The following is a 22,790-nucleotide window of genomic DNA, read 5'->3' as shown; positions in this document are numbered from 1 at the left end:
GTAGAAAAACGATCATCCCCCTTCGACCGTAGGGGGGATGATCGTGCTCGACCGGCTGTTCGAGCTTTCCGCACGCGACACGACGGTCGGGCGTGAGGTGCGTGGCGGGGTCACGACCTTCATGGCGATGGCCTACATCATCCTGCTCAACCCGATCATCCTGGCCGGCGCGACGGACATCACCGGGGCGCGGCTCGACATCGGCCAGCTGACCACGGCGACAGCGCTGGCGGCGGCCGTCAGCACGCTGCTGATGGCGTTCATCGGCAACGCCCCCTTCGGGGTGGCCGCGGGGCTCGGGCTGAACGCGGTCGTCGCCTACCAGGCGGCCCCGCACATGACCTGGGCCCAGGCGATGGGCCTGGTCGTGCTCGAGGGCCTGGTGATCATCCTGCTGGCGGTCTCCGGCGTCCGCCGGCTGATCATGGACTCGATCCCGCTGGCGCTCAAGCACGCCATCAGCGTGGGCATCGGCATGTTCATCACGCTGATCGGCCTGGTCGACGCGGGCTTCGTCTCGGGCGCGGGCGCCACTCCCCTGCAGCTCGGCGCGACCGGTCATCTGGCGGGCTGGCCCGTCACGGTGTTCTGCTTCGGGCTGCTGCTGATGATCGTGCTGTTCGTCCGCAAGACGCCGGGCGCCATCCTGCTCTCCATCGTGATCACCGCGATCGTCGCGATCATCGTGAACGCCGTCGCCACGATCGACCCCAAACAGTGGGGCGTCGTCGTGCCCGACGTGCCCGAAGCGGTGATCTCACCGCCCGACTTCGCGCTGATCGGCGCCGTCGACCTGTTCGGCGGATTCGCCACCGCGGGCGTGGTCACCGCCTCCATCGTGCTGTTCACGCTGGTCCTGTCGGGCTTCTTCGACGCGATGGGCACCATCATCGGCGTCGCCGACGAGGCTTCACTGGTCGACGCCCAAGGCAGGGTGCCGCGGCTCGGCGCCATCCTGACCGTGGACGGCGTCGCCGGCGTGATCGGCGGCTTCTGCAGCGCCTCGTCCAACACCGTGTTCGTGGAGTCGGCGGCGGGCGTGGGCGAGGGCGCGCGCACCGGACTGGCCAGCGTCGCGACCGGGGCGCTGCTGGGGCTGACCATGCTGTTCACCCCGCTGGCCGAGGTCGTGCCCGCCGCGGCGGCCGCTCCCGCGCTCGTGCTGGTGGGCGCGCTGATGATGACGCAGAGCCGCAACGTGCCGTGGGAGGATCTGGAGCTGGCGATCCCCGCGTTCCTGACGATCGCGCTGATGCCGTTCACGTACAGCATCACCAACGGGGTGGGGGCCGGGGTGATCGCCTACACGGTCGTCAAGGCGGCCAGGGGGAAGTTCGCCGAGATCCCCTGGCTGCTGTGGGTGGTCTCGCTCATCTTCCTGGTGTACTTCGCGATCAGCGGCTTCTTCTGACGCGGACGCCGGGGAGCGGCCCGCCGCTCTGCGGGGACGCACGACCACCGGCTCACGCCGTCCATTGCTCGGCGCCCTGACCTGGTGAGACAGTGGAACGGAGGTCTCCTTCTCTCCTGGTGATCAGGCGTCGCCCGGCCCTGACAGGGGGCTGCCACGATGAGCCGCATTCCGACGTTCCTGGCCGCGGGCGCTGTGGGCACGGCCATGCTGGGCGTCCTCGGCGCCCCGCCCGTGACCGGCGCGGAGCTGCAGCCCACCACGTGGCGGCTGGTCGAGATCCGCTTCCATCGGACCGATCCGGCCGCCTCGTTCGAGGATGTTCGCACGCCTGACGCGCGGGGTGGCGACCTCCGGATCGAGATCCCCGGCGACAGGTACCGGCTATGCCCTGGTGGCAAGGAACGGCTCCGCTTCCGATGGAACTTCACCAGGCCCGTCCACCGGATCAGCAGCGGCGACCTGATCACCACGCGGATGGCGTTCGTCACGGAGTCCACGGCAGCTCCGTGCGCAGGGGAGCTGGGCGCCCGAAGCGCAGGGCAGGCGGTCGGCGCCGACGGCATGGGCAATCCGTTCGACGACGCGGAGAGCCGCGAGATGGACGGCGGCTTCACCCGGTCGGTCGCCGGCGGACCGGGAGGGGGCGTCCCGTTCGTGCGACCGTACCCGAAGTCCTCCTGCTGCTCCATCGGCCGGGTGAGCGTCGCCGAGAGTTCCTACGTGCCGACGCGACCGCGCACGTGGTTCGCGCTTCTCATCGAGACACCCGGGTACTCCAACATGGTCATCTACATCTACGCGGTCACCTCGGGCCCCTACCGGCCATGACGCGCGGTGGCTCTGGCCGGACGCGCTCAGAAGAGCTGCGCCAGGACGCCCGACTCGACGACGATGACACCACCGATGATCATGAACACGACGGGGACGAGCCATCGGCCGTACCGCTCGACGATCTCGATGACCTTCTTGTGCGAGCCGAGCCAGGAGCCCGCCAGGCACCACACGGCGACGCCTGCGGCGAACACGGCGATCGTGACGAGGGTGGGCCCCGCGCCGATGGTACGGAACACCGGGGTGTAGACCGAGATGTTGTCGGCGCCGTTGGCGATCGTCACTCCCGCGACGGCGGCAAGGCTCGAGGCGACGGGCGGCGGAGTGTCGTCGTCGCCGCGGGCACGGATCGCGGAGACGAGGCTGCGGACGCCGAGCGCGAAGGGGATCAGGCCGAGGAGGCCGACCCAGTCGTCGGGAACGATCGTCAGGCCGAGGGCGGCGACCACCGACACGGCGACCAGGACCGCGATCCCGGCGTACTGCCCACCCCAGATCTGCCATGCCCTGGGCGCCCCGCCGGCCCTCGACGACAGGAACAACACCGTCAGCACGATGATGTCGTCCACGTTCGTGCCGGCGAACATCCCCACCGCCGTGGCGACGGTCCCCGCGATCCCTTCCACGGCCGTGAACCTATCGGGTGAGAGCTGCCGTCAGCCGTCCTGGGGGTCGCAGGCGAACCCGTCGGCGTCCTTGTCCGTGTACCAGTAGTACTGCGGGTGCCTGCCCTTCTGGTACGGCCCGCCGTACCCGGCCGCCCTGGCCTCCTTGCAGCTGGGGTAGCGCTTCTCGCTGCCGGCGGTGAGCGTGGAACCCGTGCTCTGCGTGCCGCCGGTGGTCGCGGCGGTGCCCGAGCCTGGCGGCGTGGTGGCGGTCGTGCGGGCGCCCGGCTGGGTGGCACCGGGCTGGGTGGCTCCCGGGCTAGGGACGCCCTGCTGCGTCGTCCCGGGCGTCACCGCCCCGGTGCCGGGCTGAGTGGAGCCGGGCTGGGTCGTGCCCGGCTGGGGAACGCCGGGCTGGGTCGCCCCAGACGTCGCCCCAGGCGTCGTCCCAGGCGTCGCCCCAGACGTCGCCCCAGACGTCGCCCCCGGCGTCGTCCCCGGCTGGGTGGTGCCCGTGCCAGGCGTTCCGGGCGCGTTCGGAGTGGCGGGCGGCGCCACGGCTCCGAGCATCGCCTTCACCAGCTCGTCCGCCTTCTCCTTGGTGAAGCCCGCGATGCTCACGCTGTCGCCGCTCATCTGCTGCGCGACCGTGGGCGCGGCCAGCACGGTGGCGGTCTCGTTCTGACCGACCAGGATGGCGATCTGCTCGTCGACGCGCTCCTTCATCAACGCGGCGAGCGCGTCGCGGAAGGCGGGGGCAACGGCGATCCTGACGCCGTAGCTGTCCTTCTCCTTGACCGTCTCGATCGTCTGCACGGCCGAGACGGGCACCGCCTCGGACAGGAAGTAGCAGATCTTCCCGTCGAGCGAGAGCGCCACCTTCTCGCCGGGACAGGGCGAGGCCTTCTGATCCTCGACGGGGGCGAAGTAGATCGGCTGGCCGAGCCTGATCGGCGGCTTGCCCCCGAACAGCGGCGAGTCGGGGTTCCTCGTCATGAGCACGGCGACGGTGCCGAGCACGCCCGCGGTCAGCACGACCAGGACAAGGGAGACGATGAGCACGATGGTGGTGAGCCTGCTTGCCCTCGGCCCGTCCGGGACCGTTGAGGGCTGCGCCCCGGGCGGTTGCCCCGGCGGCGGCGGTTTCTCCATCCGTGAACCCCATCCTGACTGGTGCTTCCGCAGAGCCTAGCGAGGACGGCAAGAACCCGGAAATCATCGACAGACTGCCAAGAACCTTGGCACGGTCCATACACAGTGTCACCCCCTGCCCGGGGAACATTGCTCTTATGAAGGTCGGAGTTCCTCGCGAGGTCAAGAACCATGAGTATCGCGTGGCCCTCACACCCGCGGGCGCGCACGAACTGATCAGGCATGGGCATCAGGTCTTCGTCGAGCGTGATGCCGGAAGGGGGTCGGCGATCCCCGACGAGGACTTCGCCGCCGTCGGCGCGGTGGTCCTCGAAGGTCCCGACGAGGTGTGGGGCACGGGCGACCTCATCCTGAAGGTCAAGGAGCCGGTCGCCGAGGAGTACCACAGGATGCGCAAGGGGCAGGTGCTGTTCACCTACCTCCACCTGGCCGCCTCCGAGCCGTGCACGCGAGCGATGCTCGACTCGGGCGTGACCGGCATCGCCTACGAGACCGTCCAGGCGGACAACGGCGCACTGCCTCTGCTCGCCCCGATGTCGGAGGTTGCGGGGCGGCTCGCCCCGCAAGTGGGCGCCTACCACCTGATGCGCCCTGAAGGCGGCAGGGGCGTCCTGATGGGCGGCGTCTCGGGAGTGCGCGCGGCGACCGTCGTCGTGATCGGCGCGGGTGTGTCGGGGATGAACGCGGCGGCGATCGCGTTGGGCATGCAGGCCGAGGTGCTGCTGCTCGACCGCAACATCGACAAGCTGCGGCAGGCCGACGTGATCTATCAGGGCCACTGCCAGACGATCGCGTCGAACACGCTGGAGATCCAGAAGGCGGTGATGGAGGCCGACCTGGTGATCGGCGCCGTGCTGGTGCCCGGTGCGAAGGCGCCGACGCTCGTCACCAACGAGCTGGTCAGCAGGATGAAGCCGGGATCCGTCCTGGTGGACATCTCCATCGACCAGGGCGGCTGCTTCGAGGACTCCAGGCCCACCACTCATGCGGAGCCGACCTACAAGGTTCACGAGTCGATCTTCTACTGCGTGGCCAACATGCCAGGGGCGGTGCCGCACACCTCGACGTTCGCGCTGACCAACGTCACCCTGCCGTACGCGCTGGCCATCGCCCACAGCGGCTGGCTGGCCGCGCTGAGGGCCGATCCCATGCTCGCCCGAGGCCTGAGCACGCACGAGGGGCGCCTGACCAGCGAGCCCGTGGCCGAAGCGCACGGGCTCGTGTCGACATCCCTCGCGGAGGTGCTGGCCTAGGACTTCGAGGGCGACGGCGTGGCCGAGGGGGCGAGCGACTCGCTCGGCGCCGGCGTCGCCTGGCCCTTGGGCTCGGGCGGCAGCGGCTGCTGGTCGGCGGTCGTGGTGATCGCGTACTCGCCGCCGCAGGTGGCGCCGAGCTCAGGGGTGCCGGCGCCGTTCTGGTACTTGGTGATGAACTTGGGCAGCTTGGCGTCGTCCGCGTTCTGGAAGGTGAGCTGGTGGCCCCACGAGCTGGCCACGATCGGCGCGGGCAGGTTCGGGTACGGGCTGACCAGCATGTAGGCGGAGTCGCCCGTCGACTCGGCGATCGACTTCAGCTTCTCGATCTGGGCCTTGGGCAGGTCGGGACGGTAGGTGATCCAGACCGCGCCGTGCTCGAGCGAGTGGACCGCGTGCTCGCTGTGAATGGGCTTGTCGTAGATGGCGCACTGCTGCCAGTAGTTGTTGTGCTTGCCGCCGACCGGCGGGGCCTCCTTGTACGTCACCGGCGTCCAGACGTGCTCGCCACCCGCGTAGGACACGCTGGTCACGGCGTCGAGCGAGGTCGCCTGCCGATCCTTGACGATGTAGAAGCCCACTCCGCCGATCACGAGGAGGATGACGAGGCCACCGATGCCCCACATCACCATGGCGGTCCGGCGCTCCTTGGCCTGCTGCTCGGCGCGCATCTTCGCCAGATGCTCGCGCCGCGCCTGCGCCTTCTCCTTCGTCATCAGTCTCCTCCATGGGCTCACCAACTGCGGGTCACCTTATGCCCTCGGGGCGTATGAGGCGAATAAGGAAGGACCGGTCAGTACTCTGGAAAACGATGACGAAAAAGCCTCTTCAGATCGCGGGCCTCGTGGTGCTCGCCGTCGCCGCCGTCCTGTTCTTCGTGGTGGGCGGGAGCGGCACGCCCACCGACTCGTCCCCTGAGGCCGGGTTCGCCCGCGACATGGGCAAACACCACGCGCAGGCGGCTGAGATGTCGTTCATCGTGCGCGACAGGTCGACCTCGCCCGACGTCAGGAACCTGAGCGAGGACATCATCGTCACCCAGACCGCGCAGCGCGGCATGTTCATGGGGTGGCTGCAGCAGTGGGGGCTCGGCCAGGCCACGGACCGCCCAGAGATGGCGTGGATGGTCGGGCACGCGGGGCACGGCGGCACGCAGGAGAAGCCTGAGCCGATGCCGGGCGTGGCCACGGATGCGGAGATGGCCAAGCTGAGGAGCCTGCAGGGCAAGGAGGCCGAGGTCTTCTACCTGCAGCTGATGATCCGCCACCACGAAGGCGGCGTCGACATGTCCAAGGGACTGCTGGAGCTGACGGACAGGGCCGAGGTGAAGGGGATGGCCCAGCAGATCGTCAACAGCCAGACCAGCGAGATCAACCTGATGGCCGACCTGCTGAAGCAGCGCGGGGCGACACCGCTCGCTTCGATCCTCAACAAGTAAGGTTCGGTTTCGGGGTGGGTCGCGCGCCCGAAGGACCGACGGCGAGGCCGGGTGAGGCGGGCGCGGCGCGATGGGCATGCCTGTGGATCGTGATTTAGGGCACGATGGCGGCATGGAAGAGCCCGAAAGCCGCCTGGAGGTCAGCATCTCGCCGGAGGTCGAGGCGGGACAGTACGCCAACTTCGCCTCGGTCTGGCACACCCGCGACGGGTTCGTGCTCGACTTCGCGGTGATCACGCGGCCGCCGCAACTGGCGGAGGAGCCCGAGTCGGGACAGCCCGTGGTGCATGTCCCGACCAGGATCGTCAGCCGTATCAGAATTCCGCCGAGCCAGGTCTTCGAGTTGATGAAGGCGCTGGAGCAGCAGTTGAGCGCCTACGAGAAGGAGACGGGCGGCTCTCCCTGAAGTTCCTCCGCCACGGCGGCGGCGAAGGCGTCGACGTCGGCTTCGGTGGTGTCGAAGGAGCACATCCAGCGCACCTCGCCGATGGCGGCGTTCCAGGTGTAGAACCGGAAGCGCTTCTGCAGGCGCTCGGTGACGTCCTTGGGCAGGCGGACGAAGACCGCGTTGGCCTGCGCCTCCCTCGACAGTTCGACGCCCGGGATGTCTCGTACGGCGGCGGCGAGCCTGCGGCCCATCGCGTTGGCCTGCCTGGCGTTGCGCAGCCACAGGTCGCCGGACAGCAGCGCCTCGAACTGCGCGGAGACGAAGCGCATCTTGGACGACAGTTGCATGAACGTCTTGCGCAGGTAGTCGACGCCGGTGGCCGCGTCGGGGTTGAGGACGACGACGGCCTCGCCGTACAGGAGACCGATCTTGGTGCCGCCGAAGGACAGCACGTCGACGCCCGCGTCGGTGGTCAGCGCGCGCAGCGGCACGTCCAGCGCGGCGGCGGCGTTGGTGAGCCTGGAGCCGTCGAGGTGGACGGCCATGCCGAGGGCGTGGGCGTGGTCGCAGATGGCCGCGATCTCGTCGGGCGTGTAGAGCGTGCCGAGTTCGGTGGTGTTGGAGATGGAGACGACCTTGGGCTGGGCCCGGTGGACGTCGCCGAAGCCCCACGCCTGGGTGTCGATCAGCGCGGGGGTGAGCTTGCCGTCGGGGGTGGGGACGGTGAACAGCTTGATGCCGCCCACGACCTCGGGCGCGCCGCCCTCGTCGGTGTGGATGTGCGCGGTGTCGGCGCAGACCACGGCCTCCCACTGCCGGGTCATGGCGCGCAGCGAGACGACGTTGGCGGCGGTGCCGTTGAAGACCGGATAGGTCTGGGCGCTGTCGCCGAAGTGGCGCTTGAACAGGTCCTGCAGCGCCTCGGTGTAGACGTCCTCGCCGTAGGAGATCTGGTGTCCCTCGTTGGCCGTGACGATGGCCTGAAGGATCTCCGGGTGCACGCCGGCGTAGTTGTCGCTGGCGAACGCCTTGAGGGCGGGGTCGTGGCGGGGAATCACTGGGTGAGGTCCAATCGCGTGCCGTTGATCTCGTGGGCGGGCCGCTCGTAGAGCCCCGCGACCGCCTCGGCGAGGGCGTCGACGTGGGTGAACCCGGCGAACTTCGCCTCCGGCTTGGCGGCCTTCATGTCCTCGTTCAGCAGGGCCTTGACCACGAGGATGGTCGCCGCCGAGCCGGTGTCCTTCAGCGCGTCGGCCAGCGAGAGCGTCCACGCCTCGGCTGCGGCCTTGGCCGCGGCGTAGCAGGCGCCGCCCGCGCTGGGCCGCTCGGCCGCCTTGGCCGACACGATCACGAACCTGCCGTTGTCGGACTTCCTGAGCAGCGGCTCGACGGCGAGCGACACGTGCTGAAGGGTGCGGACGAGCAGGTCGTGCAGGACGTTCCAGTCCTCCAGGTCGGTGTCGGCGAAGGTCTTGCCGCCGCGCCACCCGCCGACCAGGTGCACGACGCCGTCGAGGCGGCCGTGCTCCTTGTCGATGCTCGCGACCAGCTCCTGGACGGCGGCGCGGTCGAGCAGGTCGACGTCGTCCTTGTCCACGCCGATGACCGTGTGACCATTCTCGGTGAAGTGACGGGCGACGGCCTGCCCCGTGGGCCCCGCCGCTCCCGTAATCAGAATGATCATGCTGCGCTCCATTGGTCGTGCGCCCTCCTCATTCCCTCCGCGGAGAGCTCGCTCCGCTTCCTCTCCACTCCGCTCACTGCGTCGGGCTCACTCCCGTGATTCCCTTCGTGGACTCGACGACGTCACCGAGCTTACGGCGAAGGGCCTCGTAGAACATGCTCAGGGGGAACTCGTCGGGCAGGACGGCGTCGACCATGGCCTTCTGCTCCTCGGGCAGGTCGCCGCGCTTCCACGCCGAGCGCGGGTGCGGCTCGACGTAGGCGGTGACCAGCTCGTAGGCGGCGAGCCAGTGCGCCAGCTTGGAGCGGTCGATGCTGTCGCGGTAGAGCTTCTCCACCTCGCCGCGCAGGTCGGCCACGCCGTCGGCGACGCGGTTCCAGTCGACGGACAGGCGGTTGTCGGTCCACCTGATGATGTCGTTGCGGTGCAGGTAGGCGAACAGCAGCTGCCCGCCGAGCCCGTCGTAGTTGCGCACCCGCTCACCGGTGATCGGGAAGCGGAAGAGCCGGTCGAACAGGATGGCCAGCTGTACGTACCTGGCGTGCGGAACGCCGGCCGCCTCCAGCTTGACGGCCTCGCCGAACGCGGTCAGGTCGCAGCGCAGCTCCTCCAGCGAGTACAGCCAGTACGGCATGCGCTGCTTGATCATGAAGGGGTCGAACGGCAGGTCGCCGTGGCTGTGCGTGCGGTCGTGGATGAGGTCCCACATGACGAAGGTGTCCTGGGCCAGTTCCTGCGACTCCAGCAGCCTGCCCGCGTCCGGCGGCAGGTCGAGCTTGAGCGTCTGGGCGGCGGCGGCGCTGACCTTGCGGAAGCGCGCGGCCTCCCGGTCGGCGAAGATGCCGCCCCAGGTGAAGCGCTCGGGCGCCTGCCGTACGGCGACGGTCTCGGGGAACAGGACGGCCGAGAACGTGTCGTAGCCGGAGGTGAAGTCCTCGAAGGCGATGGGCACGAACAGCGGGTTGTCGTAGCCGCCCGACTCGAGCGCGGCCAGCCACTCGGGCCAGATCGTGCGGATCCAGACCGCTTCGAGGTTGCGGTTGGGGTTGCCGTTCTGGGTGTACATGGGGAACACCACGAGGTGCTCCAGGCCGTCGACGCGCTGGGTGTCGGGGTGGAAGAGGTTGAGCGAGTCGAGGAAGTCGGGCACGCCCAGGTCCTGCTTGATCCACTTGGCCAGGTCCGCCTGCACCGCGGCGAGGTAGGCCGCGTCGTGCGGGAAGTAGCCGGACAGCCTGCCCACGAGGTCGGAGACGTAGCCGACGAGCGCCGCGGCGTGCGGCTTGTCCTCGGGGACGGAGCCGTCCTTGACCTGGAGCGGACGCAGCTCCTCGACGACGGCCTTGAGCTGAGCGAACAGCTGGGCCTTCGCGTCGTCCTGCGCGCCTGCCGAGCGGGTGGCGGCGGGCACCCTGGCCGCCCACGTCACCACGTTGCCCCACAGGGTGCGGTGGTCGTAGTCGTCGATGGAGTCGTCGCCGAACAGGTCGGAGTCGGCGAAGGCCACGACCTTGCCCTTGCCGTACTCGACGGAGACGGCCAGCGGCGCGCCCACCGGGTCGGCGGTGGCGGAGGTGGCGAACAGGACCGTGGCGTCGTCGCGGGCGGTGAGCACGCCGGAGCGGTAGAAGCACGCGCTGTCGACGCCCGCGAGCACGCCGCCCTTGGCCGGGGCGCCGAGCACCCAGGTGGCGACGCCGCGGTGGGCGTTGCCGGGGTCGCGGACGGTGGCGTGGGTGATGCCGATGCCGAAGCGGCCGAGCAGTTCGGCGAGGTTGTTGCCGTACTTGTCCTGCTCCTCCTCGGCCAGGACGATCAGCCCGCCGCCGTCGGCGACGAACGACTCGATCGCGTTCAGCTCGTCGGCGGTGAAGATCGGGCTGCCCTGGCCGGTGGTCCGCTCCCAGCGCTCCTGTGACGGGTGGGCGATCACCAGGACGTCCTGCTCGGCGAGCTTCTCCAGGCCGCCGGAGGTCACCTGATGCCCCAGGCGGCGCAGCAGGTCGGCCGCGCGCGCGTAACTGTTGTCGTCGGGGTGCGCGGGGTTGATGGTCTCGGCGACGTCGCGCCGGATCGTCCATGACTCGCTGTGCGCCTCGTCGAACAGCACCCTGGGGAACGCTCGCATAAAAATCTCCTGTTTCGGACGCCTTCTTACGGAAAATATACACACAACCTGGGCATGCAACGCCAGACCCTCCCGAATCGCGAGACAGGGGGGCGTCCCGTCCCCCGGCCGGGTGAGGGCGGATCGGTCAGCAGGCGGACGACCCGGCCTCCGGGCCCGACCTACCGTCCCTGGCATGCTGAACAACCAGGTCGCCTTCCGCAGGATCGCCGCGGGCACGCTCCTCATCACCGCACCGCTGCTCCAGGCGGTCGCCGTCGTCGTCGATCCCGGTACGTGGGGCGATGACCGCGAGGCGGTCAGCTTCGGGGTCAACCCCACACTCGCCCAGGTCCAGTCCGCCCTCTACCACTGGAGCTGGCTGCTGATGGCCGTGGCCGCCCTCGGCCTGGCCCACCTGACCCGCAGGGCCGGCACCAGGCTCGGTCACGTGGCCGCCGCCATGTCGGTGGTCGGCTACAGCTCGCTGTCCGGCATGCTGATCATCGACCCGGTCGAATGGTGGCTGGGCAGGCACTTCTCGCCGGAGCGCGCGCAGCAGATCATGGACGAGATGCTCGACCTGCCGATCACGGTCGGCGCGTTCCAGCTGCCATGGATGTTCCTGGGCATGATCGGGCTGCCGCTCCTGACCGTGGCGGTGTGGCGGTCGGGATTCGTCGGCTGGTGGGTGCCGCTGGTGGTCGCCGTCGGCTACCTGGGCTCGTTCGCCGTGCCGTACGGCCCGCTGACCGTGCCCTTCTGGAGCGCCCCCGTGCTCGCCCTCGGCTGGACGGGCCTGAAGGTGCTGCGCATGGGCGACGCCGCGTGGGCCGCCTACTACCCGATGGCGGCGCCCGGCCTGACCACGCCCGACTCGTACGCGAACACGACGGCCTGAGCCCGGTCGCGCAGCCGCAGCTTCATCAGTACGCGGGCCACGTGCGTCTTGACCGTGGCCTCGCCGACGAACAGCTCGCGGGCGATCTCGGCATTGGTCAGCCCCCTGGCCAGCAGGCGCAGCACCTCGAGCTCGCGCGGGGTCAGGTCGGCCAGCTGGGGCGGCGGCGTGGGATCGTGCCGCCCGGCGAAGGAGGCGATGACCCGGCTCGTCACCGCGGGATCGAGCAGGGCGTCGCCGGCGTGGACGACCCTGATCGCCTCCACCAGCTGCTCTGGCGGCGACACCTTGAGCAGGAAGCCGCTGGTGCCCGCCCGCAGGGCCGCGTAGAGGTTCTCGTCGGTGTCGAACGTCGTCAGCATGACGACCTTCGGCGGCGAGGGCTCCTCGAAGATCTGCCTGGCCGCGGTGAGGCCGTCCATGCGGGGCATGGAGATGTCCATCAGCACGATGTCGGGACGGGTCCGCCTGACCACGGCGAGCGCCTCGTGGCCGTCGGAGGCCTCGCCGACGACCTCCATGCCTTCCTCGCTGTCGACGACCATGCGAAGGCCGACTCTGACCATCGCCTGGTCGTCCGCGATGACGATTCGAATACCCACACGCGGAGAGTAGACGTTCAGGACGCCGTTGCCCATAGGGGTACAGCGGGCTCCAAGTCAGGCTCAAGTGAGCGCGACGCTGGTCCTGATCTTCGACAGCAGCGAGGGGTCGCACGCGCTCGACGCGCAGAAGTAGAGGACGAGCGCGGGCCTGGTGGGGGTGTCGACGAGGTAGCCCGTCACGTTGAGCTCGCCGGAGTTGCCGGAGCCGTGCATGATGCCCACGAACATGGTCCCCTCCCGGCCCGCGATCAACGCCCTGCTGGGGTCGGTGGTGAAGGTGATCTTGCCGGGGAGCATCGTGCTGAGCGTCTCCTGCATGCTCTGCAGGTCCGCCTTGGGGTCGAGGGTGTCGGCCAACTGGACGTACAGGCCGGTGGCGTCGCCCGGCTCCAGGTTGTTGACCTCGCTCCAGTCGGCGGCCGACCCCGCGAGGAACAGCGACTCGAACTGCGGGGCGCTCGGTGAGGCGATCGCGAACAGGTCCACGTGCGTCAGCGCCGTCCAGGAGTCCGGGTAGTCGAAGGTCATCGGCACGGCCGGGGTCGGCTTGTAGACGAGCATGCCGTCGCCCCTGTTGGACAGCATGAGCGCCACCACGAGGGCGATCGCGGCGATGGCGGCCACCACTCCCGTCAGGATGAGTGGCAGCCTCCCGCTCATGCGGGGCTTGGCGGTCGCGGGCCTGGCCGTGGTGGTCTGGGCCTTCGCTCTGGTCTTGGGCTTGGCCTTCGGCTTGGTCTTGGGCTGGACCGGCTGCTGCGGTCGGGTGGGCGCGATCTCGCCGCTGATGGCGTCGCGCAGCGCGCCCACGAACGCCGTGCAGGTGGGGTAGCGCTGGTCGGGCGACTTCGCCAGCGCCTTCATCATCACGCCGTCGACCTCGAGCGGCAGCTCGGGACGCAGGTGCGACAGCGGCGTCGGTGACTCGGCCAGATGGGCCCACAGCAGAGCCACGTCGTTGTCACGTTCGAAGGGCATCCGGCCGGCGAGCGCCTCGTAGACGACGCAGGCCAGCGCGTACTGGTCGGCGCGGCCGTCGATGTGCTCCTTGTTGATCTGCTCGGGCGACATGTAACGAGGGGTGCCGATGAACTGGTCGGTCTGTGTCAGCCCGGAGATCGAGGTCCGGTGCTTGGTGATGCCGAAGTCCGTCAGGTAGACGTGGTCGCCGGCGAGCAGGATGTTGGCGGGCTTCACGTCGCGGTGGATCAGGTCGTGCGCATGGGCGGCGTCGAGGGCCGCGGCCACCTGCGCGGCGATGCTGTTGACCTGCCCGACGGCGATCGGGCCCCTGTCGTAGATGAACCTGCGCAGGTCGAGGCCGTCCACATAGCGCATCGAGATGTACAGCACGCCCTGCTCGTCGGAGTTGGCCTCGTAGATCGGGATGATGTTGGGATGCTCGATGCTGGCGACGGTCCTCGATTCCAGGATGAAGCGCTGACGGAAGCGGTCGTCCACGCTCAGGATGGGATTGAGGATCTTCAGCGCCACCTTGCGGCTCAGGCGGGGGTCCAGGGCAAGGTAGACCACCGCCATGCCGCCTTTGCCGATGACGTCCTCGATGTAATACCCCGCGACCTCCTGGCCGATCAGGGATCTCTCGTTCAAGTGCATCACGTTTCGATCGGGTGGCCGCAGTAGCCACAGAACCGGTGCGCGGGGCCCAGTTTCATACCGCATGACGTGCAGAACTTGACCTGTTGCTGTGCGGTCAGCACAGGTTGCGGCGGTTGCGGTTGCGGTTGTTGCGTCGGAATCATGGGGAAGGCCTGGGATCGCCTGACCATCACGGTCGGGTCGGCGCCGTCATCGGGGGAACGAGCGGCGAGGTTCATCTCCTGCGGCGGCATCTCCTCTCTGTCCTCTTCGTCGCGCGCGCCTCGCCGTCGCCGCCACAGCAGCAGCCCGAGCCCCGTGGTCAGGGCCAGGACGAGCGCCGCTCCGGCGATGAACGGCCACAACGGGATCGTGGTGGCCTTCGGCGGCGCGGCCTTGCGGACTCCCAGATCGGCCGCGGTGCCCTTCTTGGCCAGCGACTCCTTCAGGTGCGCCGCGGCCACGGGCTGGCCGGGGTAAAGGTCGAGCACGCGCTGGAAGGCGGGCGCGGCGTCGGTGTAGTTCTTGGTGTGGAAGCGGGTCAGCGCCGCCTCGAAGGCCGCGTCGAGCTGACCTCTGCGCGCGGGCGTCTTGGCGACGGCGAGCGCGGAGGTGATCTCACGGACGCCGATCATCTTCGCCGTCTTGCCGCCTCCGACCAGCAGGCCGATGACGTGGCCGTCCTTGTCGCCGATGACGGGCGCACCGAGCAGGCCCTGGTCGATCAGCTTGCCGAGCTTGACGGGCTCGTCCGCCTTCTTCTGCGGGTCGCTGAAGGTGCGGCCGCCCTCGGCCGCGCCGCCGGGCCCCAGGTGGGCGATGTCGACCTTGATCGGCTGGTTGGGAGCGGGCCTGCCGAGGAACCCTGCGACCGCGGTGGGCGAACCCGGCTTGTCGGGCACCTTCTCGGCCAGCGGCGCGGTGGGCAGCCCGACGCCGCCGTCGGCCCTCGACGTCGGCCGCAGGACGGCCGGGGTCGCGGGGCCGTCGCCGAACTTCACGACCTCGGCCTTGAACCCGCGCCCGTCAGCGGGCGCGATGTGCGGGAAGACGGTGATGTCCTGCTTGATGTCGACGATGCAGGTCGACATCTTGCTCGTGAGGTCGTAGCAAAGCTGCAGATGATGGTTGAGCGTCTCGTCGTCGACCTTGTGCTTGCTGAAGTCGGTGGGAATATCGGCCTTGTGATAGTCGGCGAACACCCTGTTCGCCGCGTAGACCGCCAGGTTCTTGTCAGTCCTGATCACCTGGGTGAGTGTGACAAGCGTGCCGTCGGGATTGACCACGGTGCCGGTGCCGGTGCCGATCGGCACCTCGTAACTGCGCTCGATGTGCAGCAGCTCGCCGACGTGGTCGAGCAGGGTGATGTGGATCAGGGCCTTGGCCTCGACCCTGGTCACCGCGGGAGTGACCAGGTCGGTGATGCCGCTGGGATGCTCGTGGGCCAGCGCGGCGGGCATGCTCATCAGCACGAGGCCGACCGCTACTCCAGGCAATGCGAGACGCCTCATAACGAGCTCCCTCCCCTACGACAGAACCAGAGTCCCAACCGCCCACCGAAAGTCAATCGTGACAAGCGCTTGCTTGAGTCCTACCGTATCGACGTGGAGTACCAGATCGGGGTCGACGTCGGCGGCACGTTCACGGACGCCGTGCTGCGCGGTCCGCACGGCGAGGTGTCGGTCGCCAAATGCCTGAGCACGCCCGACGACCCCCTCACGGGCATCATGCTCAGTATCTCTCAGTTGCTCACGGATGCCACCCCCTCCCTGGTCACGAGGGTGGTGCACGCCACCACCCTGGCCACGAACGCCGTCCTGGAGCGCACGGGCGCTCGCGTCGCCTTCGTGACCACGCGCGGATTCCGTTCGGTGATCCCGCTCGGCCGCTACGCGCGGGTGGAGGAGGACCGCTACGACCTCCGCTTCACCCCGCCGCTCTCGCCCGTGGCCGCCGAGGACTGCTTCGAGGTCGACGAGCGCGTCGCCGCCGACGGCTCGGTGCTGGTGCCGCTCCGCCTGGAGTCCGTACGGCAGGCCGCCCGCGAGATCGCCGCCCGCGGCATCACCTCGGTCGCGGTGTGCCTCCTGCACTCCTACGCCGCCCCCGCGCACGAGCGGCAGGTGGCCGCCGTCCTCAGGGAGCACGTGCCCGACGTGGTGGTCTCGTCGGAGGTGTGGCCCGAGCTCAGGGAGTACGAACGTGCCACGACCACCATCATGTCCGCCTACGTCGGGCCGCTCATGTCGTCCTACCTCACCCGGCTGCGCGAGGGGCTCGCCTCGCTCGGCATCACCGCCCCCGTGCACGTCATGGAGTCGGGCGGCGGCGTCATGTCGGCCGCGCAGGCCGCGCGCAGGGCGGTGGCGACGATCGAGTCGGGCCCCGCCGCGGGCGTCCTGGCCGCCGCGCTCACCGGCCATCCCGAGGTGATCTCCTTCGACATGGGCGGCACCACGGCCAAGACGTGCGTCATCAGGAACGGCAGGCCCGAGATCACCCACGAGTTCCACGTGGGCGGCAAGGGCAGCTTCGGCGGCCGCAGGGCGGGCACGGGCGTGCCGGTCAAGACGCCCGCCATCGACCTGGCCGAGGTGGGGGCGGGCGGCGGCAGCATCGCGTGGGTGGACACGGCGGGCGCCTTACGAGTGGGCCCCCGCTCGGCCGGATCCTCCCCCGGGCCCGCCTGCTACGGGGTGGGCGGCTCCGCCCCCACCGTCACGGACGCGAACCTGGTCCTCGGCTACCTCTCCCCCGGCTCCTTCACTGCCTTCCCGCTCTCCGCCGAGCTGGCGGAGAAGGCGCTGGACAGGGTGGCGGGGCCGCTGGGGGTGTCACGCGAGGCGGCGGCCCACGCCGTCCACGAGATCGTGTGCGCGGCCATGGGGTCGGCGGTGCACGTGGTGACCGTGCAGCGCGGGATCGACCCCAGAGGGTTCGTCATGGTCGCCTTCGGCGGCGCGGGCCCGATGCACGCCGCCAGGGTCGCCGAGCGCTTCGGCATCGGCACGGTCGTCGTGCCCGCCCTGTGCGGCGTCGCCTCGGCCGCCGGGCTGCTCGCGGGCGAGCTGTCGACCGAGCGCGTGCTGTCCGCGCCGTCGGCCCCCGATCCCGCGGCCGTCTTCGACTCCCTGGAGGCCGCGGCCCGCGAGGACCTCGCGATCGCGCCCGGCTCCACCGGGGTGCGCGTCGAGCGCTCGGTGGACGTCCGCTTCCGCGGCCAGGCGCACGAGCTCACCGTTCCGTGGGGACCGTCCGTCGCCGGCGCCTTCTTCGCGAAGTACCGGCAGGTGTACGGCATAGCGCAGGAGGGCGAGATCGAGCTGGTCAGCTTCCGCCTCCGGCTGAGCGTCGCCTCCGCGAAAGGTCCGGCGCGCCGGTTCGCCCGCGAGCCGTCCGCGAGCGCGGGAACCAGGACCGCCTACTTTCCCGAACGCGGCGGCCACGTCGAGGTGCCCGTGCTCGCCCGCGCCGCCCTGACCCGCGTGGAGGGCCCCGCCGTCGTCGAGGACCCCGAGTCCACCATCGTCGTCCCCCCTGGCTGGAGCGCCGCCCTCGCGCCCGACGGCGCCGTGGTCCTCACCAGGACCCTGCGCGAGGAGGACCAGGCGTGAACGACGACCTGACCGCCGAGGTCCTGCGCAACGCCCTGGTCGTCGCGGCGGAGGAGGCGAGCATCGTCGTCGTCCGCTCGGCCTACTCCACGTTCATCGTCGAGGGCTCCGACGCCTCCGCCGCCGTCCTGGACGCGGGGGGCCGGCTGGTCTCCCAGTCCATGGCCACCACGCTCATGAACAGCATGGCGCTCAAGGTGGCCCTGCCCTCGCTGCTGGCCGACCATCCCCTCGACGCCATGGAGCAGGGCGACGTCTACGTCCTGAACGACGCCTACCGCGGCGGGGTGCACACCAACGACCTGCTCGTCTACCGGCCGGTCTTCGTCTCCGGAGTCCCCGCCTACTTCACCGCGGCGATGATCCACGTCTCTGACCTGGGCGGCCTGTCGGCGGGCGGCATGGCGCCCCTGGCGACCGACATCTTCCTCGAAGGCCTCCAGCTCCCTCCCGTGCGCCTCGCCACCGCGGCGGGTCTCGAACCGGCCGTCGAGGCCATCCTGCGCGCCAACTCGCGCACTCCCGACAAGGTGATGGGCGACGTGCGCGCGCTCGTCGCGGGCACCGCCGTCGCCGCCTCGCGCATGTCCTCCCTCGCCGGCGAGTACGGCGCCGAGGGCCTGGCGCGCGGGATCGACGCCTACCTCGACCACACCGAGTCCCGCACCCGCGCCGCCCTGGCCGACCTCCCGCACGGCCGCTTCACCGCCTCCTATCCGATCGACGGCGACGGCGTCCACCCCGGCAGGACGCACACCGTCAGGGTCGCGGTCACGACCGGCGCCGCCGACGTGGTCGTGGACTTCGAGGGGACCGACCCGCAGGTGCCGGCCGCGATCAACTCCTCCTCCTCGCAGTCGCTGGCCGCCGCCGTCTTCGCCGTGCGCTGCTTCCTCGACCCGACGATCCCCATGAACGACGGCTGCCTGCGCGCCATCGACGTGCGCCTGCCCGAGGGGTCGCTGGTGAACGCCGGCCCCCCGCACCCGTGCGGAGGCAGATTCGTGCCGATCTACGCGGCCATGGAGGCGATCTTCCAGGCGCTGTCCGACGCGATGCCGGAGCGGGCGATCGCCGCCAGCGGCATCCTCCAGCCGTTCTCGATCGCCGCCGTCGGAGCGCCCTACTGGATTCACCTCTCCTACGACTTCGGCGGCGTGGGCGCGCGGCGCGGGCTGGACGGGCCCGACGCGACGGGCGTGCACTTCGGGATCGGCCGGAACTCCGTGCCCCAGGCCGAGCCGGTGGAGACCCGCTGCCCGCTGGTGGTGGAGTCGATCGAGACCGTTCCCGACTCTGGCGGACCAGGCGCGTTCAGGGGCGGCCTCGGCTCGCGCACGGTCCTGCGATTCCTCGCCCCGTGCCACGTCACGACGCGCGGCGACCGGCTGCGCAACGCCCCTCCCGGGCGGGACGGCGGGCTGCCCGGCAGGCTGGGCGGCTTCTTCAAACGGCACGCGGACGGTTCGCTCGAGCGGCTCCCCGACAAGGCGAACAACGTGCTGTTCCAGGCCGGAGAGGCGTTCGTCGTCGAGACGACGGGAGGCGGCGGGCTCGGCTCGCCGATGCTGAGGGACAGAGCCCTGGTCGAGGCCGACCTCCGGGCGGGCCGGGTGAGCGCGCGTTCGGCCGCGGAGGACTACGGCCTGTCCCTGTGAGGGCCGCCGCGGGCGTTCAGCCGGTGCCGCGCGGGCGCCACCCGGTGGCGCCCCGCCGTACCGCCGCGTGGACGGCGCGGGCGAGCCTGGAGCCGTAGAGGGAGCGCGGGCCGCCGAACACCTCCTCGGGCCCCGACGAGGGCACGGCGACGCAGACGGCGTCGGAGGCGGTGCCCGTGCAGGGGAAGCCCGCCTCGATGAGCGCCTGGGTCTTGGCCTCCGTGGCGGTCATGACGGCGTTGACCAGGGCCGCGTCGGTCATCGCCACAGGGACGGTGATCATGAGGTTGATGGTGCCGACCCGCAGCGGCGCCAGTTCGGGGTCGACGTGGCCGGGAGGGGCGGCGGCCCACGTGGGCACGCGCAGACCGACGGTCGCGACCGCCTGCACGCCGCCGTCCGAGCCGGTCGTGTAGCGGTCGACGGAGGCCGCGGTCATCATGCCGACGCCCTCCCCCTCGGGCCCCAGCGAGGTCAGGTGGTCGACCGGGTCCATGCGCGAGTATCCGGCGACGACCTGCGCGTTCAGCACCCACGAGCGCGGGCCGATGCCGCCGCCGAGCATCGCCGAGGAGATCATCCTCCAGCCGGGCCCGAACTCCCACAGCAGCGAGCCGAGCCTGGCCCCCTCCTCCACGCGGTACGACAGCTTCAACGGCCCCTCACCAGGTGGACGACAGGCCGCCCGTCGGGGCCCGGCTCGATCTTGACGTGCGCCTCGAAATGCCTGCCCACCAGTTCCTCGGTCAGCACCTGGACCGGTTTGCCCGAGGCCACCGCGCGGCCGTCGGCGACGAGGAGCAGCCTGTCGGCGTACTGCCCTGCCAGGCTCAGGTCGTGCAGGGTCGTGACGACGGTCAGCCCGTCTCCGAGCCTGAGCCGGTCCAGCAGTTCGAGGACCTGCTGCTGGTGACCGAGGTCGAGGGCGGTGGTGGGCTCGTCCAGCAGCAGGACGGGGGCCTCCTGGGCCAGGGCCCTGGCCAGCACCACCCGCTGCCGCTCGCCGCCCGACAGGTTCTCCACCCGCCGCCCTGCCAGCTCGGTCAGGTCGAGCCTGTCGAGCACCGAGGCGATCACGTCCCTGTCCCGCCTGCTCTCCCGCCCGAGGTAGGGGATGTACGGCGTGCGGCCCAGCAGCGCGTAGTCGAAGACGGTCATGTCGGCGGGGAGCGCGGGCGTCTGGGGGGCGAAGGCCACCCGCCTGGCCCGCTCTCTCGGCCGGTCGAGCGGCGCGCCGTCGAACAGGACCGAGCCTGCGCGGGGCACCAGCCCCATGATCGCGCGCAGCAGCGTGGACTTGCCCGCGCCGTTGGGCCCGATCACCGCCAGCCACTCGCCCCGCGCTACCGTCAGCGAGACCTCGGACAGCACCTGCCTCCGGCCGAGGACCACCGACAGCTCCCGGGTCTCGATCACATCTCCGCCCTCCTGGTCATGCGCAGGACGCCCACGAAGAAGGGCGCGCCGACGAAGGCGGTGACGACGCCGATGGGCAGCTCGGCGGGGGCCATGACGGTGCGGGCGATGAGGTCGGCCAGGACGAGGAACGCGCCCCCGCCGATCAGCGAGAGCGGCAGCACGATGCGATAGGAGCCGCCCGCCAGCCGGCGCACCACGTGCGGGACGACGATGCCGACGAAGGCGATGAGCCCGCTGACGGCGACGGCCGCCGCGGTGGCCAGGGACGCGCCGAAGAGCACGGCGAGCCGTACCCTCGCCGCCCTGACGCCCAGGGCCGTGGCCTCCTCGTCGCCGACGGACAGCACGTCCAGCATGCGCCCGTGCAGCAGGAGCAGGACGGTGGAGACGAGCGCGTACGGCGCGACCAGCGCGAGCTGGTCCCACCCGCCGCTGACGTCGCCGAGGATCCACGAGTAGATGCGCCGCAGCTCCTCCACCTTGAGCTGCTGGACGAAGGTCTGGATGGCGGTCAGGAAGGACGTGACGGCCACGCCCGCCAGCACCAGGGTCGCGGTGCCGCCCGAGCGGCCCGCGGTGTTGCCGAGGGCGTAGGCGAGGAACACGCCGCCGACCGCGCCCACGAAGGCGGCAACGGGGACGCTCGCGGCGCTGCCGGGCAGGAACACGATCACCATCGTGACCGTGAGGCCCGCGCCGGAGGCCGCGCCGAGCAGGTAGGGGTCGGCCAGCGGGTTGCGGAAGACGCCCTGGTAGCCGCCGCCCGCGATGGCCAGCAGCCCACCGACGGTGGCGGCCACCAGCACGCCGGGCAGCCTGATCTGCCACAGCAGGTCCCGCTCGATGGGAGCGAGACCCGAATCGACGTGGACGCCGGGCAGCCAGTCGACGGCCTGGAGCACGACCTGCCAGGGCGAGATGCCGGCCGCGCCGCCCAGCAGTCCCGCGATCATCGAGATGGCGAGGACGGCGAGGGCGGCGGCGACCCACAGCGGTCTGGCCCTGGCGGGCACGCGCGGCTTCACTGGCTCGCGTCGGCCTTGCGCACGGCCTCGCCGATCGCGGTGGCCAGGTCCACGATGCGCGGACCCCACCGGGAGGCGATGTCGTCGTCGAGCTGGATGACGCGGTCGTTCTTGACGGCCTTGAGGTTCTGCCATCCGGGCCGCTTGGCCAGCGTCTCCCTGTTCTGCTGACAGCACTTCACATCGGCAAGGAAGATCAGGTCGGGGTCGGCCCTGGCGACGAACTCCGCCGAGAGCTTGGGATAGCCGCCGGCCGCCTCGGGCGCCTTGTCGGCCACGTTGACCAGGCCGAACATGCCGTAGATCTGGCCGATGAAAGTCGTGGACGTCGCGGCGTAGGGCGTGGTGTCGAGCTCGTGGTAGTAGGAGAGCTTCTTGGCCTGCGGCGCGGCCGAGGAGAGCGCGGCCAGCTTGTCCTTCATGCCGGCGACCACCTCGTCGGCCTTGGCCTTGTTGCCCGTGGCCGTGCCGAGGTCGATGATCTCGTCATAGGCCTCGTCGATCTTGGTGGCGGCCGGCTCCACCAGGACGGGCACGTTCACCTTGGCGAGCTGGGCGGCGACCTTGTCGTCGGAGGCGACGACGAGGTCGGGCTTGTGCGCGATGATCGCCTCGACGTTCGGGTTGAAGCCTGACAGGTCCGTCTTGGGGGCCTCGGCGGGGTAGGTCGACATGTCGTCGACCGCGACGACCTGGGGTCCCGCGCCGATCGCGAAGAGCGTCTCGGTGGCGGTCGGCGAGATCGAGACGATGCGCTGGGGCTTGGCGGCGATGGTGACCGCGCCGTTGCCCGCCTGGACGGTGGCGGGGAAGGCGGCGTCCTGCGCGGCGGTGCCGGACGACGAAGGGGCGGAGGAGGGGGCGCTCGACGAGGGGGCGGCGGGGGCGGGAGTCTGGCCGCAGCCGGCCAGGACGACCGTTCCCAGCAGCGCGCCCGCGAAGGCCGTGCGTACGGGCCTCACGAGTAGTCCTTTCACACTGTCGGAACCGAGAGACCCGCGAATACGCGACGGATCACCCTTTTCCACGAGGGTTGACGACGTCGGCGCGGCGGCAGGCGACCTGGCTATGACAGTTGCGGGACAGCGCCGGATTCA

20 protein-coding genes and 1 pseudogene are annotated in these 22,790 nt (G+C 70.4%); 8 read left to right on the top strand and 13 right to left on the bottom strand.

Annotated features, from left to right (window positions below; translation table 11 throughout):
* Positions 1-37: 37 nt before the first annotated feature.
* Both AC3EO4_RS00615 and AC3EO4_RS00610 read left to right on the top strand, forming a co-directional pair.
* Entirely contained in the window at positions 38-1,411 is a 1,374-nt protein-coding gene (locus AC3EO4_RS00615; protein ID WP_431892853.1) for an NCS2 family permease, read from the top strand.
* 159 nt (positions 1,412-1,570) lie between these two features.
* A complete protein-coding gene (locus tag AC3EO4_RS00610) occupies positions 1,571-2,242 on the top strand; it encodes a hypothetical protein (protein WP_431892852.1) in 672 nt (223 codons plus the stop codon).
* Between the two features lie 26 nt (positions 2,243-2,268).
* On the opposite strand, the gene AC3EO4_RS00605 is transcribed toward AC3EO4_RS00610, so the two are convergent.
* Positions 2,269-2,871 carry a cadmium resistance transporter gene (locus tag AC3EO4_RS00605; protein ID WP_431892850.1) on the bottom strand — a complete coding sequence of 201 codons (603 nt, stop codon included), beginning with the start codon at positions 2,869-2,871 and terminating at the stop codon, positions 2,269-2,271.
* A gap of 30 nt (positions 2,872-2,901) precedes the next feature.
* The gene (locus AC3EO4_RS00600) at positions 2,902-3,912 is read right to left on the bottom strand and encodes an excalibur calcium-binding domain-containing protein (protein WP_431892848.1); all 1,011 of its coding nucleotides are present in this window, start codon (positions 3,910-3,912) and stop codon (positions 2,902-2,904) included.
* Between the two features lie 227 nt (positions 3,913-4,139).
* Between AC3EO4_RS00600 and ald the strand changes: the two genes are divergently transcribed.
* Positions 4,140-5,255: an alanine dehydrogenase gene (gene ald / locus AC3EO4_RS00595; protein ID WP_431892846.1), complete on the top strand. Its 1,116-nt coding sequence runs from the start codon at positions 4,140-4,142 to the stop codon at positions 5,253-5,255.
* Here the strand turns inward: ald and AC3EO4_RS00590 are convergent.
* The gene (locus AC3EO4_RS00590; RefSeq protein ID WP_379579849.1) at positions 5,252-5,971 is read right to left on the bottom strand and encodes a thioredoxin-like domain-containing protein; all 720 of its coding nucleotides are present in this window, start codon (positions 5,969-5,971) and stop codon (positions 5,252-5,254) included. The two genes, ald and AC3EO4_RS00590, sit on opposite strands and share 4 nt — an antisense overlap.
* Positions 5,972-6,066: 95 nt before the next feature.
* Between AC3EO4_RS00590 and AC3EO4_RS00585 the strand changes: the two genes are divergently transcribed.
* Positions 6,067-6,693, top strand: a complete 627-nt coding sequence (locus AC3EO4_RS00585; RefSeq protein WP_431892844.1) for a DUF305 domain-containing protein — start codon at positions 6,067-6,069, stop codon at positions 6,691-6,693.
* A 112-nt stretch (positions 6,694-6,805) separates the two neighbouring features.
* Positions 6,806-7,099, top strand: coding sequence for a DUF3467 domain-containing protein (locus AC3EO4_RS00580; protein ID WP_379579853.1), 294 nt, complete (start codon positions 6,806-6,808; stop codon positions 7,097-7,099).
* On the opposite strand, the gene AC3EO4_RS00575 is transcribed toward AC3EO4_RS00580, so the two are convergent.
* The 3 genes from AC3EO4_RS00575 to AC3EO4_RS00565 all read right to left on the bottom strand — a co-directional run bounded on the left by AC3EO4_RS00575 (position 7,069) and on the right by AC3EO4_RS00565 (position 10,893).
* Complete coding sequence (locus AC3EO4_RS00575; protein ID WP_379579855.1) at positions 7,069-8,139, bottom strand: threonine aldolase family protein; 1,071 nt, start codon at positions 8,137-8,139, stop codon at positions 7,069-7,071. The genes AC3EO4_RS00580 and AC3EO4_RS00575 overlap by 31 nt on opposite strands.
* Positions 8,136-8,765, bottom strand: a complete 630-nt coding sequence (locus AC3EO4_RS00570) for an SDR family NAD(P)-dependent oxidoreductase (protein WP_431892841.1) — start codon at positions 8,763-8,765, stop codon at positions 8,136-8,138. The genes AC3EO4_RS00575 and AC3EO4_RS00570 overlap by 4 nt, the downstream gene beginning before the upstream one ends.
* 73 nt (positions 8,766-8,838) lie before the next feature.
* Positions 8,839-10,893: a DUF6421 family protein gene (locus tag AC3EO4_RS00565; protein WP_431892838.1), complete on the bottom strand. Its 2,055-nt coding sequence runs from the start codon at positions 10,891-10,893 to the stop codon at positions 8,839-8,841.
* Between the two features lie 175 nt (positions 10,894-11,068).
* Between AC3EO4_RS00565 and AC3EO4_RS00560 the strand changes: the two genes are divergently transcribed.
* The gene (locus AC3EO4_RS00560; RefSeq protein WP_431892835.1) at positions 11,069-11,773 is read left to right on the top strand and encodes a hypothetical protein; all 705 of its coding nucleotides are present in this window, start codon (positions 11,069-11,071) and stop codon (positions 11,771-11,773) included.
* Here the strand turns inward: AC3EO4_RS00560 and AC3EO4_RS00555 are convergent.
* The 3 genes from AC3EO4_RS00555 to AC3EO4_RS00545 all read right to left on the bottom strand — a co-directional run bounded on the left by AC3EO4_RS00555 (position 11,713) and on the right by AC3EO4_RS00545 (position 15,488).
* Complete coding sequence (locus AC3EO4_RS00555; RefSeq protein WP_379579863.1) at positions 11,713-12,375, bottom strand: response regulator; 663 nt, start codon at positions 12,373-12,375, stop codon at positions 11,713-11,715. The genes AC3EO4_RS00560 and AC3EO4_RS00555 overlap by 61 nt on opposite strands.
* Before the next feature lie 63 nt (positions 12,376-12,438).
* On the bottom strand, positions 12,439-13,995 hold the full coding sequence (locus tag AC3EO4_RS00550) for a serine/threonine protein kinase (RefSeq protein WP_379580266.1): 1,557 nt from the start codon (positions 13,993-13,995) through the stop codon (positions 12,439-12,441).
* Positions 13,995-15,488 (bottom strand): hypothetical protein, encoded by a 1,494-nt coding sequence (locus AC3EO4_RS00545; protein ID WP_379579865.1) that lies wholly within the window; start codon positions 15,486-15,488, stop codon positions 13,995-13,997. Before AC3EO4_RS00545 ends, AC3EO4_RS00550 begins: the two co-directional genes overlap by 1 nt.
* Before the next feature lie 93 nt (positions 15,489-15,581).
* Here AC3EO4_RS00545 and AC3EO4_RS00540 point away from each other — a divergent pair, with 93 nt between their 5' ends.
* Positions 15,582-17,591 (top strand): hydantoinase/oxoprolinase family protein, encoded by a 2,010-nt coding sequence (locus AC3EO4_RS00540; protein WP_431892831.1) that lies wholly within the window; start codon positions 15,582-15,584, stop codon positions 17,589-17,591.
* Positions 17,588-19,249: a hydantoinase B/oxoprolinase family protein gene (locus AC3EO4_RS00535; protein WP_379579869.1), complete on the top strand. Its 1,662-nt coding sequence runs from the start codon at positions 17,588-17,590 to the stop codon at positions 19,247-19,249. Before AC3EO4_RS00540 ends, AC3EO4_RS00535 begins: the two co-directional genes overlap by 4 nt.
* Positions 19,250-19,265: 16 nt before the next feature.
* Here AC3EO4_RS00535 and AC3EO4_RS00530 read toward each other — a convergent pair whose 3' ends face one another.
* From AC3EO4_RS00530 to AC3EO4_RS00515, 4 genes and pseudogenes are all read right to left on the bottom strand, one after another.
* Positions 19,266-19,904 (bottom strand): adenosylcobinamide amidohydrolase, encoded by a 639-nt coding sequence (locus AC3EO4_RS00530; RefSeq protein ID WP_431892828.1) that lies wholly within the window; start codon positions 19,902-19,904, stop codon positions 19,266-19,268.
* Positions 19,901-20,605 (bottom strand): annotated as a pseudogene (locus tag AC3EO4_RS00525) (ABC transporter ATP-binding protein); the annotation flags it as partial. The gene AC3EO4_RS00530 and the pseudogene AC3EO4_RS00525, both read right to left, overlap by 4 nt.
* A gap of 56 nt (positions 20,606-20,661) precedes the next feature.
* On the bottom strand, positions 20,662-21,621 hold the full coding sequence (locus AC3EO4_RS00520) for a FecCD family ABC transporter permease (protein WP_379580268.1): 960 nt from the start codon (positions 21,619-21,621) through the stop codon (positions 20,662-20,664).
* A 68-nt stretch (positions 21,622-21,689) separates the two neighbouring features.
* Entirely contained in the window at positions 21,690-22,655 is a 966-nt protein-coding gene (locus AC3EO4_RS00515; RefSeq protein ID WP_431892826.1) for an ABC transporter substrate-binding protein, read from the bottom strand.
* Between the last annotated feature and the right edge of the window lie 135 nt (positions 22,656-22,790).

The sequence above is a fragment of the Nonomuraea sp. bgisy101 genome (genome assembly GCF_057708945.1).
The sequence above is the reverse complement of the archived record's forward strand: the minus strand, read 5'-3'. Positions and strand labels throughout refer to the sequence as shown.

Excerpts from the sequence above, each read along its gene's own strand:
- AC3EO4_RS00615 (WP_431892853.1), top strand. The coding sequence starts at position 38 with ATGATCGTGCTCGACCGGCTGTTCGAGCTTTCCGCACGCGACACGACG.
- AC3EO4_RS00610 (WP_431892852.1), top strand. The coding sequence starts at position 1,571 with ATGAGCCGCATTCCGACGTTCCTGGCCGCGGGCGCTGTGGGCACGGCC.
- ald (WP_431892846.1), top strand. The coding sequence starts at position 4,140 with ATGAAGGTCGGAGTTCCTCGCGAGGTCAAGAACCATGAGTATCGCGTG.
- AC3EO4_RS00590 (WP_379579849.1), bottom strand. The coding sequence starts at position 5,971 with ATGACGAAGGAGAAGGCGCAGGCGCGGCGCGAGCATCTGGCGAAGATG.
- AC3EO4_RS00585 (WP_431892844.1), top strand. The coding sequence starts at position 6,067 with ATGACGAAAAAGCCTCTTCAGATCGCGGGCCTCGTGGTGCTCGCCGTC.
- AC3EO4_RS00580 (WP_379579853.1), top strand. The coding sequence starts at position 6,806 with ATGGAAGAGCCCGAAAGCCGCCTGGAGGTCAGCATCTCGCCGGAGGTC.
- AC3EO4_RS00570 (WP_431892841.1), bottom strand. The coding sequence starts at position 8,765 with ATGATCATTCTGATTACGGGAGCGGCGGGGCCCACGGGGCAGGCCGTC.
- AC3EO4_RS00565 (WP_431892838.1), bottom strand. The coding sequence starts at position 10,893 with ATGCGAGCGTTCCCCAGGGTGCTGTTCGACGAGGCGCACAGCGAGTCA.
- AC3EO4_RS00560 (WP_431892835.1), top strand. The coding sequence starts at position 11,069 with ATGCTGAACAACCAGGTCGCCTTCCGCAGGATCGCCGCGGGCACGCTC.
- AC3EO4_RS00550 (WP_379580266.1), bottom strand. The coding sequence starts at position 13,995 with ATGCACTTGAACGAGAGATCCCTGATCGGCCAGGAGGTCGCGGGGTAT.
- AC3EO4_RS00545 (WP_379579865.1), bottom strand. The coding sequence starts at position 15,488 with ATGAGGCGTCTCGCATTGCCTGGAGTAGCGGTCGGCCTCGTGCTGATG.
- AC3EO4_RS00520 (WP_379580268.1), bottom strand. The coding sequence starts at position 21,621 with ATGATCGCGGGACTGCTGGGCGGCGCGGCCGGCATCTCGCCCTGGCAG.